Here is a 13,227-nt window from a genome sequence, read left to right as displayed (position 1 = left end):
GGGAGTGGGAACGGCAGGAGCCGGGCACCCGCCGCGGTGGTGGGTGCCCGGCTCCTCCGGTGCCCGGCAGGAGCCGGGCGGTGTGCTGCAGGTCAGGCGCGCGAGGCGCGGGCGACCCGGTTGTTGACCGGACCCAGAGCGATCACCAGGCCGACGAGGGCGGTGGCGATGTGCAGGACGTTGTCGGCCTGGTTGATGTTGAGGAAGTCCCACTCCTTATTCACGGCGATGAGGCCGTAGACGAAGGCGGCGGCGTACCCGACGGCCAGCAGCCAGCCGTAGGTGCGGGCGCCGGACAGCGTGCGGGACAGCGCGACGCCGGCCGCGCCGATGAGGATGTGCACCACGTTGTGCAGCGGGTTGATCATGAAGAAGAGCAGCATGTCCGTGTTGCCGTCAGCGGTGCGGTTGCTGACGAAACCGTCGAAGCCGGTGATGAAGAAGCCGATGATGCCGACGAGGAGGTAGACCACCCCGAAGGCCAGGGCGAGCATCTGGGGCCAGGCCATCCCCGGCCGGGCGCCGGTGTTCCCTGTAGAAGTCATCGTGTTCGTTCCTCCGTGTGTGGTGCGCCGCCGTCGTGGCGAGCGCTGGACCCCGCTACCCCTGGGTGTGCCCCGATAACGGCACCTCCCCCGTTCAGGGGAGCGTCGTTGCCGGATCGTCACCGTCGAGGTGGCCGTGCACCCGGAGTTCGCTGGTCGCGTCCGTTCCGGTTCGCTCCTCCCCTGACCGGGGGAGGAGCGGACCGGCGGCGGCTCAGGGGCGGGGCGTCCGGACGGGCCGGCGGACGACGAACGGGCCGATGGCCAGCAGGTCGACCGGGGCCGAGCCGAAGCACTCGAGGGCGTCGCGCGGGTCGTCGACCATCGGCCGGCCGGCGGTGTTGAGGCTGGTGTTGACCACCACCGGGATCCCGGTGCGCCGCTCGAACGCCGCGATCATCCGGTGCACGAGCGGCTCGCTCTGCGGGTCGATGGTCTGGATGCGGGCGGTGCCGTCGACGTGGGTGACCGTCGGGATGCGGTCCTTCCACTCCGGCGCGACGTCGTGCACGAAGAGCATGTACGGCGAGGGGATGGGGCCGCGGCTGAAGATCTCCGGGGCCTTCTCCAGCAGCACCATCGGCGCGACCGGGCGGAACTGCTCGCGGCCCTTGACGTCATTCATCCGCTCGAGGTTGGCCTCGAAGCCGGGGTGGGCGAGCAGCGAGCGGTGGCCCAGCGCGCGCGGGCCGTACTCGCTGCGGCCCTGGAACCAGGCGACGATGCCGTTGTCGGCGAGCACCTCGGCGACGGCCTCGGCGACGTCGTCGGGACGCTCGTAGTCGATGGCCGCGGTCTGCAGCCGGCGCTCGATCTCGTCGTCGCTCCAGCCACGGCCCAGCGCCGCGCCGGGCATCGGCTCGGTGCGTTCGCCGAGCTCGGCGGCCACGTGCAGGGCCGCGCCGAGCGCCGTCCCGGCGTCGCCGGCGGCCGGCTGCACCCAGACCTGCTCGAAGGGGCTCTCGGCGAGGATGCGGGTGTTGGCCACGCAGTTGAGCGCGGTGCCGCCGGCCATGGTGAGGGTCTTCTCGCCGGTCTGCTCGTGCACCCAGCGGGCGAGGTCGACCAGCACCTCCTCCAGCCGCGTCTGGACGCTGGCGGCGAGGTCGGCGTGGTCCTCGGTCCACTGGTCGCCCTTGCCGAGGCGGGGCGCGAACTCGGTGAAGTCGATCTCCTCCGTGACGAAGCCGCCGTCGCCGGTGGCCCGCACGAGCTCCGACAGCTCGCCGAGGAAGCGCGGCTTGCCGTAGGAGGCCATCGCCATGACCTTGAACTCGTCGGAGCTGCGCAGGAAGCCCAGGTGGTCGGTGAGGTCCTCGTACATCAGGCCGAGGGAGTGGGGGAGGGCCTGACCGGCGAGGACCTCCAGCTGTCCGTCGACGTACCGGCCGGCGAGGTGGCTGTGCGCCTCGCCGCGGCCGTCGAGGACGAGCACGGCGTTGTCCCGCTGCGGGGCGGCCTTGCCGGCGGAGGCGGCGTGCGCGACGTGGTGCTTGACGAAGCGGACCTTCGCGGGGTCGAGGCCGGGCAGCGCGTGGGCCAGGAAGTCCGGCGCCATCTCGGCGTACCTCTTGCGCATCGTGTCGCCGTCGTCGAACAGGCCCGACTCCTCCGGCGTGCCCATGAGCGCGGGGTCGAACGAGTAGGCGACGGCGTCGAGCTCCTCGGGGCGGATGCCGGCCTCGGTCAGGCACCAGGCCGCCGAGAGCTCGGGCAGCTCCCAGGCGCTCCAGGGCAGCGGGCGCTTGCCGTGTTTGCGCCGGCTGAAGCGTTCCTCCTCGGCCGCGGCCACGACCCTGCCGTCGACGACGAGCGCCGCCGCGGGGTCGTGGTAGATGGCGTTGATGCCGAGGACCTTCACGTGCGATCTCCTCCCGCACCGGGCGACGTGCCCGGCTCTCCGGCCTTGATCATCGACTTCTCCCCCGAGTCCCGCAGGGCGAGCACCCGATGCGGTGGTGCTCCCCGGGCGAGGCGGTCCCCGGGCGAGGCGGTCCCCGGGCGAGGCGGTCCCCGGGCGAGGCGGTCCCCGGGCGAGGCGGTCCCCGGGCACGGGCCGCCGTGCCCGGGACCGCCGCCGGTCACAGGGCCGGGCGCCGGGTGCTCCAGTCTGTCGCCGACTCGTAGGCCTGGCCCACGCGGAGCACGCCCACCTCGTCGAACGGCCGGCCGATGACCTGCAACCCGATCGGCAGCCCGGCCGAGGTGAAGCCGCACGGCACGGACAGCGCCGGCAGGCCGGTGACGTTGCCCGGGGCCGAGTGGTGGACCCAGGCGTCGATCACCGCCGTCTCCTTGCCGCCGGGGAAGGTGAACGTCTCCTGCCCAACCGCGGCCGCAGCAGCGGGCAGGGTCGGGCACACCAGCGCGTCGAGGCCCTCGAAGGCCCGGCGGAACGCCTGCTGCACCAGCGTGCGCACGCGCAGGGCCTTGATGTACTGCGTGGCGAGCACCGTCTCGCCGGCGTCGAGGAACACCCGCACGTCGTCGGTGTACCGGTCACCCGACTCCCGCAGCATCTCCTGGTGGTACGCGCTGGCCTCGGGTACGAGCACCCCGAACTCGACGGCCATCATCTGCTCGGCGTAGGGGATCGCCACCTCCCGCAGCGTCGCTCCCTGGGCCTCGAGGACGCCGATGGCCTCCCGGACGGCCGACTCGACCTCGGGGTCGACGTCGTCGAAGAAGTAGTTGCTCGGGACACCGAGCGTCAGGCCGCGGACCCCGGCGTCCAGGTCACCGGTGAAGTCGGGGACCGGTTCCCTGGCGGAGCCCGGGTCGCGGGCGTCGAAGCCGGCGAGGACCTGCAGGGTCAGGGCCGCGTCCCGCACGGTGCGGGTGAGCGGTCCGGCATGGTCGAGCGACCAGCACAGGGACGTGATCCCGAAGCGGGAGACCCGCCCGTAGGTCGGCTTGAGGCCGACGGTGCCGCACACGGACGCCGGGATGCGGATCGAGCCGCCGGTGTCGGTGCCCATCCCCATCAGGCACTCCCCGCCGGCCACCGCGGCGCCGGACCCGCCGCTGGAGCCGCCGGGCACGTGACCGGTGTTCCAGGGGTTGCGGGTCGTCGGGGTCAGCACGCCGTAGGCGAACTCGTGGGTGTGCGTCTTCCCCACCATGACGGCGCCGGCGTCGCGGAGCCGGGCGACGCAGGCGGAGTCCTCCGTCGGCAGGTGGTCGGACCGGACCGCCGAGCTCGACGTCGTCGGCAGGCCCACGGCGTCGTAGAGGTCCTTGATGCCCACCGGGATCCCGTGCAGGGGGCCGCGGTACCCGCCGCCGGCGATCTCCTCCTCCGCCCGCCGCGCAGCCTCCAGCGCCTGGTCGGCGGTCACGACGACGAAGGCGTTCAGCCTGCCCTCGACCTCGTCGATGCGGTCGAGCGCGGACTGCACGAGCTCGACCGGGGACAGCGTGCGCCGCTCGATCTGCCGGGCGGCCTCGGCGATGCTCAGCTCCGAGGGCTGCACGTCCTCACTCCCACCGCGCGTCGAAGGCGGAGGCCGGCGGCGTCTCGCCCACCGCGATCTCGTCGAGGCTGTCGTACAACCCCAGGATCATGGTCACGGCCGGGCCCGCCGCTGCGCGCCGCTCGGTGCCGAGGTCCAGGCCGGCGTGGGCGAGCAGCTGGTCGAGGGCCTCGTCGCCGAGCGGCGATCGTGGTGTCGACGCCATGTGCCACCTCTTCGGGGTCGGGGGTGTGACGTGCCGCACAGCATGCCCGGGTCCCGCGGCGTCAGGCGCTGCGGACCTGCAGGAGGTCGTTCTGCTCGACCGCCCGGAGCGCGAGGGTCTTGTAGCCGACCTCCTCGAACAGCACGACGACACGGTCGTCCTCCAGTCGCATGACCACGCCGGGGCCCCACTCGGTGTGGACGACGGGGGTCTCGGGCGCGAAGGGGGTGTCGGCGCCGTCGCCGGAGGGCTGCTCGTGAGCGGTGCCGGCCGAGCACGTGTCGCAGTTGCCACAGGGTTCCTCGAGCTGCTCGCCGAAGTAGCCGAGCAGGTACTGCCGGCGGCACTCGGTCGTCTCGGCGTAGCCGCGCATCATCTCGACGCGGCTCTGGTCGACCCGCTCGTGGTGCTCGGCGAGCTCGCGCGCCGCGGCGGCGGCGTCGCCGGGGCTGGGCGCCCCCTCGGCCGGGTGCGCGGCGCCCTCGTCGTCGAGGACGACGGCCGACACCTGCTCGAGCAGGTTGAGGTCGCGGGCCAGCGGGGTGGCGCCCCGGCCGGTCTCCTCGCGCAGCTGCTTGACGTCGACGCCGTCCTCGACCCCGGCCGCGGGGGCGGCGGCGACCAGCCCGGCGACCTGCTGCAGCTCCTCCTCGGCGGGGGCGCCGGCGGCGAAGAAGCGGCGCAGGCCGAGGTCCTCCTGCCGGTAGACCAGGACGGCGAGCGCCGGGTCGCCGTCGCGGCCGGCCCGGCCGATCTCCTGGTAGTAGCTGTCGACGGAGTCGGCGGGCTCGGCGTGCACGACGAAGCGGGTGCCGGGCTTGTCGATGCCCATCCCGAAGGCCGTCGTCGCCACGACGACGTCGAGCTCGTCGTCCATCCACGCGCGCTGGGTGTCCTCGCGCTCGCTCCGCCTCAGGCCCGCGTGGTACGGCCGCGCCCGCAGACCGCGCTCGGTGAGCGCCTCGGCGAGGTCGAGGGTGCCCTTGCGGGTGGCGCTGTAGACGATGCCCGGGCCGCGGCCGGCCTCGACCTCGGCCACCGTGCGGTCGATCACCGCGCTCCGCTTCGCGGAGGCGTCGGCGTGGTGGTCGACCTCGAGCCGGATCTCGGGCCGGTCGAACCCGGCGACGACGACCTCGGGGTCCTCCATCGCCAGCCGCTCGACGATCTCGGCGCGCACCGGCGGCGCGGCGGTGGCGGTCAGGGCGAGGACGGTCGGGTGGCCCAGCTGCTCGACGACCTGGCCCAGCCGCAGGTAGTCGGGGCGGAAGTCGTGCCCCCACGCGGAGACGCAGTGCGCCTCGTCGACGACGAACAGCGCGATGCCGGCGTCGCGGACGGCGTCGACCACCTCGGGCTTGGTCAGCTGCTCGGGCGCGAGGAAGAGGAAGCGGACCGTTCCGTTCCCGATCCCCTCGAGGGAGGCGCGCTGGTCACCGGCGGAGAGGCTGGAGTTCAGCTGCGCGGCCCGGCCGGCCTCGTCGCCGAGGTCGGCGAGCCGCTCCACCTGGTCGCGCTGCAGGGCGATGAGCGGCGAGACGACGACGACCGGCCCGCCCAGCAGCTGCCCGGCGACCTGGTAGACCGCGCTCTTCCCGGCGCCGGACGGGAGCACCGCCAGCGTGTCCCGGCCGGCGAGGACGGCCTGCATGGCCCGCTCCTGACCGGGGCGGAAGCCGTCGAAGCCGAGGACGTCGCGGGCCGTCTCGCGCAGCCGGCGGGTGCGGACCGAGGCCGAGCCGCCGGCGGGATTGGCGCTGGAGGTGCGTGACACCGGGGCCCGCTGCCCGCGCGCCGAGATCGGCAAACGGCGCGCCGGTCGTCCCGGCGTCTCCACGGGGACGCGACCGTGGACTCAGCGCAGGTGCGCACGGCGGGTGCCGACGTCGGCGGAGTCCGCGGCGGCGCGCCCTGCCCGGAAGCCGGGACCGTCGACCGAGGAGCGGCTGCGGCCGCTGCGCACGCGGGGGAACAGCTCGGTGAACGCGTCGTCGACGGCCACCTGCCTCGAGCGCAGGACGGGCAGCAGGTCCACGCCCCGATCGGCCGCGGCCTCCCGCGTCGCCTGCTCCCGGGCGGCCCTCAGCCGCTCGCCGATGCGGCCGGCGTAGCCGAGCAGGAACGCCCGCCGGAACGCGCGGGACGCCGACCGCAGGCCCGCCGCCCGCTCGGCGGCTCCCAGCGCCTGACCGACCTGCAGCAGCAGCGAGGTGAACAGCAGCTCCACTGCGTCGAGGTCGGCCGCGAGCCCGACCAGGGTGGCGATGCCCAGGCCGCGGTACCAGACCAGCCGGACGCCGTTGGCGTCGGCGACCGCGCCGAGCAGCTGGACCTTGGCCTGCACGTACGGGTCGTCGACGTGCACCCGCCGGGTCGCGACGTCCGAGCGCTCCCGGGGGCGGTCCGAGAGGAGGGCCGTGTCGACCGCGTGGCGGGTCATCAGCTCCTGCGCCTTGGCCGTGAGCGCCTCGGCCTCCTCGGGGAACTCCGTCGACTCGGCCTTGGCCAGCAGCGCCCGGATCCGCCGGAGCACGCGGGCGTCGTCGGGTGCCGCGGCGGCCTCGCGTCGCGCTCCGGAGCCCCAGCGGGACGGCGGCGGCAACAGGTGGTCGATCCGCGCCAGCGTGCGCAGCGTCGCCGCCAGCAGGAGCACCTCCCGCCACGCCTCGCCCGCCGGCCGGCCCTCCACCCGGTGCCAGGCGGCGACGACGGCGGGGTCGCCGGCCGTCAGGGCACCGAGGTCGCGGAGCTGGTCGACCCACGGCTCCGGTGCCCGGGCCGCGGCGTCGGTGCGGCGGGCGTCCTCGGCGACCAGGGCGACCACCAGCCGGGCCGCGCGGACCGTCCCGCCGCGGCGGACCGCGTGCGCGACGTCGGCGGGCTGCCAGCCGCGCTCCCACGCGTCGGCGATGGCGGACAGCAGCGCCCGCGTGACGCCACCGGAGCCGTCGACCTGCGGGTCGCGCGCGGCCAGGGTCGCGGTCAGGGCAGACGCGTCGTCGGCGGGCCAGGTCCCGCGCAGGAGCAGGTCGTGCAGCCAGGCGTCGTCGGCCGTCCGGGAGCTCATGCGGGAATGCTGCAACGGCGGGGACGCACCTCCGGGGAGGCGCTGTGGACGGCGGACCGTCGTCCACGGGCTCCCCGGACGACGCCGGGACCGTCGTACCGGCGACTAGGGTCGCGCGGCGTGAGCGCGAGCTACCGGATCGCCGAGGCCGCGGCGCTGCTGGGCGTCAGCGACGACACGGTGCGCCGGTGGATCGACAGCGGCCGGCTGCCGGCATCGCGGGAGGGCGGCGGCCCGGCGCACGTCGACGGCGCGGACCTGGCCGCCCTGGCGACCGCGCTGCACGAGGCGCCCGAGCCGGGCACCACCCGAGGGTCCTCGGCGCGCAACCGGTTGGCCGGCATCGTGACCCGCGTCGTCCGCGACACCGTGATGGCGCAGGTCGAGATCCAGGCCGGGCCGTTCCGGCTGGTCTCGCTGATGTCCCGCGAGGCCGCCGACGAGCTGGGCCTCGAGGTCGGTGTCCGCGCCGTCGCCACGGTCAAGGCGACGCAGGTGAGCGTCGACGTCCCGTAGCACCCTCCGCACGAGCGGAACCAGGAGCGCTACTGTCCCGCGCATGCGGAGCGGACGGGTGGTGGCGGTGCTGGCGGTGGTGGCCCTGGGCGCCGCCGGCTGCGGGGGAGGGGACGACGCCGCGGCGTCGACGGCCGGCGCGTCCGGGAGCGGCCCCAGCGGCACCCTCACCGTCTTCGCCGCCGCCTCGCTCACCGACGTCTTCACCGACCTCGGGCAGCAGCTGGAGGGAGACCACGACGGCCTGACCGTGCAGTTCAACTTCGCCGGCAGCTCCGCGCTGGCCACGCAGCTCACCCAGGGCGCCCCGGCCGACGTCTTCGCCTCGGCCAACGGCACGCAGATGTCCGTGGTCACCGGCACGGACCTCGCCGACGGCGACCCGACGGTCTTCACCAGCAACGTCCTGCGGATCGCCGTCCCCGCGGGCAACCCTGCCGGCGTCACCGGGCTGGCCGACTTCGCCCGCGACGAGCTCGCGCTCGCCGTCTGCGCGCCCGAGGTGCCCTGCGGCGCGGCCGGCGAGGACGTCTTCGCCGCCGCCGGCGTGACCCCGCGGCCGGACACCCAGGAGGAGGACGTCCGCGCGGCGCTCACCAAGGTCGAGCTCGGCGAGGTCGACGCCGCGCTGGTCTACGCCACCGACGTCGCCGCCGCCGGCGACCGGGTCGAGGGCATCTCCTTCCCCGAGGCGGAGGGCGTCGTCAACGACTACCCGCTGTGCACGCTGGCCGCCGCGCCGAACCCCGAGGCCGCCCGGGCCTTCGTCGACCTGGTGCTCTCCGAGGAGGGGCAGCAGGCGCTCGAGGACGCGGGCTTCCGCGCCCCGTGAGGCGCGCCCGCACCCCGGCGCCGCTGCTCGTCCCGGCGGCCCTCGCCGTCGTCTTCCTCGTCCTGCCGCTGGCCGGACTGCTCATCCGGACGCCGTGGTCGCAGCTGGGCACGCTGCTCACCGCGCCCGGCGTCGGGCAGGCGCTGCGGCTGTCGCTGGTCTCGGCCACGCTGGCGACCGCGGTCTCCGTCGTCCTCGGGGTGCCGCTGGCGTGGGTGCTGGCGCGCTCGCGGGCGCGCGGGCGCGCGGTGCTGCGCGCGCTGGTCACCGTGCCGCTGGTGCTGCCGCCGGTGGTCGGCGGCGTGGCGCTGTTCCTCGTGCTCGGCCGGCAGGGGATCGTCGGCAGCTGGCTGGCCGAGACGACCGGCATCACCATCCCGTTCACCACCACGGCCGTCGTCATCGCCGAGACGTTCGTGGCCATGCCGTTCCTCGTCATCAGCGTCGAGGGGGCACTGCGCGCGGCCGACGTCCGCTACGAGGACGCCGCGGCCACGCTGGGCGCGGACCGCTGGACGACGTTCCGCCGGGTCACCCTGCCGCTGGTGGCCCCGGGCGTCGCCGCCGGCTCCGTGCTGTGCTGGGCCCGGGCGCTGGGCGAGTTCGGCGCCACCATCACCTTCGCCGGCAACTTCCCGGGGACGACGCAGACGATGCCGCTGGCCGTCTACCTGGCGCTGCAGCGCGACCCGCAGGCCGCGATCGTCCTCTCGCTGGTCCTGCTGGTCGTCTCGGTGGCGACGCTGCTGCTCCTGCGGGACCGGTGGCTCGGGCGGGGAGCGGCCGCGTGAGCCTCGCGGCGCAGGTCCTCGTGCGGCGGGGACCGGTCACCGTCGACGTCGCGCTGGAGGTCGCCGACGGCGAGGTGCTGGCCGTCCTCGGACCCAACGGCGCGGGCAAGTCGACGCTGCTGCGGGTGCTCGCCGGCCTGCTGCCGCCCGACGGCGGCCGGGTCGCCGTCGACGGGACGACCTGGGACGACGTCGCCGCGCGGGTGCACCTGCCCGCCCACCGCCGGCCGCTCGGGATGGTCTTCCAGGACCACCTGCTCTTCCCGCACCTGTCGGTGCTGGAGAACGTCGCCTTCGGTCCCCGGACGCGGGGGGCCTCACGAGCGGCGGCGAGGACCGCGGCCGCCGCGTGGATCGGGCGGGTCGGGCTCGACGGGCTCGGCGGCCGGCGGCCCGGGCAGCTCTCGGGCGGGCAGGCTCAGCGGGCCGCGCTGGCCCGCGCGCTGGTCGGCGACCCTGCGCTGCTGCTGCTCGACGAGCCGCTCTCGGCGCTCGACGCCCGCACCCGGCTGGCCGTCCGCGCCGAGCTGCGCCGGCACCTGACCGACTACGCCGGCAGCGCGGTGCTGGTCACGCACGACCCCGTCGACGCCATGGCGCTGGCCGACCGCGTCGTCGTCGTGGAGGACGGCCGGGTGGTGCAGGCGGGGACGCCGTCCGACGTCGCCCGCCACCCCCGCACCGACTACGTCGCCCGGCTGGTCGGGCTCTCGCTGCTGCCCGGCACCGCCGACGGGCTCACCGTGCGCCTCGACGGCGGCGGGGTGGTGGCCGTCGCCGTGCCCGCGGACGGCCCGGTGCTGGTGGCGGTGCGCCCCGAGTCGGTGGCGCTCTACCTCTCACGGCCGGAGGGCAGCCCCCGCAACGCCTGGCCGCTGACGGTGGCCGGCGCGACGCCGCACGGCGCGACCGTGCGCTGCGAGCTCGACGGGCAGGTGCCGCTGCTCGCCGACGTCACCGCGACCGCGTTCGCCGAGCTCGGCCTGGCCCCGGGCTCGCCGGTGTGGGCGGTCGTGAAGGCCTCCGAGGTCGCCGTCTACGCGCGGTGACAGGGTGGCGGGCATGAGCACGGTCGCCGGCCTGGTCCTCGCCGCGGGCGGGGGACGCCGCTACGGCATGCCCAAGGCGCTCGTCGAGTACGGCGGCAGCCTGCTGGTGGAGCGGGCGGTGCGGACGGCGCGCGCGGTGTGCGACCCGGTGCTCGTCGTCCTCGGCGCCCGCGCGGTCGACGTCTGGCGGGCCGCCGACCTCACCGGCGCCACCGTGCTGGCCAACCGCGACTGGGAGACCGGCATGGCCTCCAGCCTGCGCACCGGGCTCGACGGGCTGCGCGGCTGGCCGGGACGGGTCGACGCCGCGCTGGTCACGCTCGTGGACATGCCGGGCATGACGCCGGCGGCCCTGGCGCGGGTCGCGGACGGAGCCGCCCCGGACGCGCTGGCGGTGGCCACCTACGACGGCGTCCGCGGGCACCCCGTGCTGCTCGGCCGGGACCACTGGGCGGGCGTGGCCGCGACGGCGACCGGCGACGAGGGCGCCCGCGGCTACCTGGCCGCGCACGCGGTCACCGAGGTCGACTGCACGGGCCTGGCCGACCCGGTGGACCTCGACGTGCCGCCCGGCGGGGTAGCTTCGGCGCCGTGATCGCCGGCCACATGATCGCCCGAGTCGTCGACGAGCCGCTCTCGGTCGCCGAGCACGAGGAGGCGGTGACCGACGCCGGCGCCGGCGCCGTCGTCTCCTTCGCCGGCGTCGTCCGGGACTCCGACGGCGGCCGGTCGGTGACCGAGCTCGAGTACGTCGGCCACCCGACCGCCGCGCAGGTGATCAGCGAGCTCGCCGAGGAGTTCACCGCCCGTCCCGGCATCCGCGCGGTCGCCGTCTCCCACCGGGTCGGCCTGCTGGGCATCGGCGACGTCGCGCTGGCCTGCGCGGTCAGCTCGGCCCACCGCGGCGAGGCCTTCACCGCCTGCGCCGAGCTGGTCGACGAGGTCAAGAAGCGGCTCCCCATCTGGAAGCGCCAGGTGTTCACCGACGGCGACGAGGAGTGGGTCGCCTGCCCCTAGGCAGGAGGTCGCGTCTCGGTACCGGAGCGGCCCGCTCCCTTGACCGGCGTGGGGGCGCGTGACACAACGGTGGGGGCTCCAAGGGTGGGGTGGATCCCCCGGCGTGCCCGCGGACCGCGGCAGGACGACAGCGAGGTGCCCGGTGCCCGCGGAGCGCGACCCCGTCCTCGAGGCGATGCCCCTCGGCTTCATCGCCGTCGACGCCGACTGGCAGATCACCTACGTCAACGCCAGCGGCGAGGCCGTCGTGGGGCGGACGTGGGACGAACTCGTCGGTGCCTGTTTCTGGGCGTCCTTCCCGGCCAACCGCGACAGCGAGGCCGGCCGCGTCTACCGCGAGGTCGTGGCCACCGGGCACGCCCGGACGTTCGAGACCTACTACCCCGAGCCGTTCCACAGCTGGTTCGAGGTGAGCGCCGTCCCGCTGCCGGCCGGCCTGGCCGTGTACTTCTCCGAGGTCACCGCGCGCCGCACCGCGCAGGACCGGCTGGCGCTGCTGGCACGGGTCGGCGCCGAGCTGACCGGCACCCTCGACCTCGCCGAGGCCGTCCGCCGGATCCCGCGCCTGGTGGTGCCCGAGCTCGGCGAGGCCTGCCTGCTCACGGTCGTCGACGACGACGGCCGGCCCCGTGACCTCGGCTCCTGGCACGGCGACCCGGCCCGCCGCGACCTGCTGACCCGTTACGCCGGCGTCCGGCTGCCCGGGATGCCGTCCGCCGCCCCGGTGATGCGGGCGCTGGCGGGGGAGACCGTGACCGCCGACGGCGACGCGGTGCTCGCGGCGATCGAGGACGAGGAGGCCGCCCGGCTCTACCGCGAGCTGGGCGCCCCGGCCGTGCTCGCCGTCCCGCTGCCGGGTCGCGACCGGGTCATCGGTGCGCTCACCTTCCTCGCCGGGAACCCCGGCAGCGCCGCGCGGGTGGACCCGCTCACCGCCCGCGAGGTGGCCGGCCGGGTGGGGCTGGCGCTGGACAACGTGCGGCTCTTCGCCCGCCAGACCCAGCTCACCGAGGCCCTGCAGCGCAGCCTGCTCACCGACCCGCGCGGCTCCGGTCTCGGTGCGATCGAGGTCCGCTACACGCCGGCGGCCGAGGCGGCCCGCGTCGGCGGTGACTGGTACGACGCCTTCCCCCAGCCCGGCGGGGCGACGACGCTGGTCATCGGCGACGTCGTCGGGCACGACACCGCCGCCGCGGCGGCCATGGGGCAGCTGCGCTCGCTGCTGCGCGGCGTCGCGGCCTACAGCGGTGCGGGGCCGGCCGAGGTGCTGCGCGGGCTGGACGAGGCCATGGCGACGCTCGGCGTGGACACCTACGCGACCGTCGCCGTCGCCCGCTTCGAGCGCACGCCGGAGGAGGCCGCGGCGGGCCGCACCCGCATGTGCTGGGCCAGTGCCGGCCACTTCCCGCCCCTGGTGCTCGACCCCCACGGCCGGCCGGTCGTGCTGCCGGCACACCCCGGCGACCTGCTGCTCGGCGTGGACCCCTCGAGCGTCCGCGTCGAGAGCACCCTCGTGCTCGAGGCGGGTTCCACGGTGCTGCTGTTCACCGACGGCCTGGTCGAGCGGCGCGGCCTCGACCTCGACGCCGGACTGGCCCGGCTGGCCGCCGTCGTCGCCGAGCTCGGCGGGCGCCCGCTCGACGAGCTGTGCGACGAGGTGATCGAGCGGCTCGTGCACGGCCACCCGGAGGACGACGTCGCCCTGGTGGCCCTGCGCCTGGACCGCTGAGCG

13 protein-coding genes and 1 pseudogene are annotated in these 13,227 nt (G+C 75.6%); 8 read left to right on the top strand and 6 right to left on the bottom strand.

Translation table 11 applies throughout. From position 1 onward, the window contains the following. Nucleotides 1-92: 92 nt before the first annotated feature. From BM414_RS10290 to BM414_RS10265, 6 genes are all read right to left on the bottom strand, one after another. The gene (locus tag BM414_RS10290) at nt 93-545 is read right to left on the bottom strand and encodes a DUF4383 domain-containing protein (RefSeq protein WP_093579324.1); all 453 of its coding nucleotides are present in this window, start codon (nt 543-545) and stop codon (nt 93-95) included. A gap of 214 nt (nt 546-759) precedes the next feature. Beyond that, on the bottom strand, nt 760-2,406 hold the full coding sequence (locus BM414_RS10285; RefSeq protein WP_093579323.1) for a carbamoyltransferase family protein: 1,647 nt from the start codon (nt 2,404-2,406) through the stop codon (nt 760-762). A gap of 220 nt (nt 2,407-2,626) precedes the next feature. Further along, entirely contained in the window at nt 2,627-4,018 is a 1,392-nt protein-coding gene (locus BM414_RS10280; RefSeq protein WP_093579322.1) for an amidase, read from the bottom strand. Nucleotides 4,019-4,022: 4 nt separating this feature from the next. Then, nucleotides 4,023-4,223 (bottom strand): hypothetical protein, encoded by a 201-nt coding sequence (locus BM414_RS10275; RefSeq protein ID WP_093579321.1) that lies wholly within the window; start codon nt 4,221-4,223, stop codon nt 4,023-4,025. Nucleotides 4,224-4,284: 61 nt separating this feature from the next. Next, nucleotides 4,285-5,997: a RecQ family ATP-dependent DNA helicase gene (locus BM414_RS10270; protein ID WP_093579378.1), complete on the bottom strand. Its 1,713-nt coding sequence runs from the start codon at nt 5,995-5,997 to the stop codon at nt 4,285-4,287. A gap of 81 nt (nt 5,998-6,078) precedes the next feature. Next, nucleotides 6,079-7,290: a DUF2786 domain-containing protein gene (locus BM414_RS10265; RefSeq protein ID WP_093579320.1), complete on the bottom strand. Its 1,212-nt coding sequence runs from the start codon at nt 7,288-7,290 to the stop codon at nt 6,079-6,081. A 120-nt stretch (nt 7,291-7,410) separates the two neighbouring features. Between BM414_RS10265 and BM414_RS10260 the strand changes: the two genes are divergently transcribed. From BM414_RS10260 to BM414_RS10230, 8 genes and pseudogenes are all read left to right on the top strand, one after another. After that, nucleotides 7,411-7,806, top strand: coding sequence for a TOBE domain-containing protein (locus BM414_RS10260; RefSeq protein ID WP_093579319.1), 396 nt, complete (start codon nt 7,411-7,413; stop codon nt 7,804-7,806). Between the two features lie 43 nt (nt 7,807-7,849). Beyond that, on the top strand, nt 7,850-8,638 hold the full coding sequence (modA, locus tag BM414_RS10255) for a molybdate ABC transporter substrate-binding protein (RefSeq protein WP_093579318.1): 789 nt from the start codon (nt 7,850-7,852) through the stop codon (nt 8,636-8,638). Beyond that, on the top strand, nt 8,635-9,429 hold the full coding sequence (locus BM414_RS10250; RefSeq protein WP_093579317.1) for an ABC transporter permease: 795 nt from the start codon (nt 8,635-8,637) through the stop codon (nt 9,427-9,429). Before modA ends, BM414_RS10250 begins: the two co-directional genes overlap by 4 nt. Before the next feature lie 29 nt (nt 9,430-9,458). Continuing rightward, nucleotides 9,459-9,902: pseudogene (locus BM414_RS31785) on the top strand (ATP-binding cassette domain-containing protein); the annotation flags it as partial. A 120-nt stretch (nt 9,903-10,022) separates the two neighbouring features. Beyond that, on the top strand, nt 10,023-10,478 hold the full coding sequence (locus BM414_RS31780; RefSeq protein WP_425432353.1) for a TOBE domain-containing protein: 456 nt from the start codon (nt 10,023-10,025) through the stop codon (nt 10,476-10,478). A gap of 13 nt (nt 10,479-10,491) precedes the next feature. Further along, nucleotides 10,492-11,073, top strand: a complete 582-nt coding sequence (locus BM414_RS10240; protein WP_093579315.1) for a nucleotidyltransferase family protein — start codon at nt 10,492-10,494, stop codon at nt 11,071-11,073. After that, complete coding sequence (locus BM414_RS10235) at nt 11,070-11,495, top strand: molybdenum cofactor biosynthesis protein MoaE (RefSeq protein WP_245784619.1); 426 nt, start codon at nt 11,070-11,072, stop codon at nt 11,493-11,495. The genes BM414_RS10240 and BM414_RS10235 overlap by 4 nt, the downstream gene beginning before the upstream one ends. A 142-nt stretch (nt 11,496-11,637) precedes the next feature. After that, on the top strand, nt 11,638-13,224 hold the full coding sequence (locus tag BM414_RS10230) for a SpoIIE family protein phosphatase (RefSeq protein WP_245784618.1): 1,587 nt from the start codon (nt 11,638-11,640) through the stop codon (nt 13,222-13,224). The last annotated feature ends 3 nt before the right edge of the window (nt 13,225-13,227 follow it).

Source organism: Geodermatophilus amargosae (assembly GCF_900116515.1).
GTDB classification, from domain to species: domain Bacteria; phylum Actinomycetota; class Actinomycetes; order Mycobacteriales; family Geodermatophilaceae; genus Geodermatophilus; species Geodermatophilus amargosae.
This window is presented reverse-complemented; position numbering and strand designations above follow the sequence as displayed.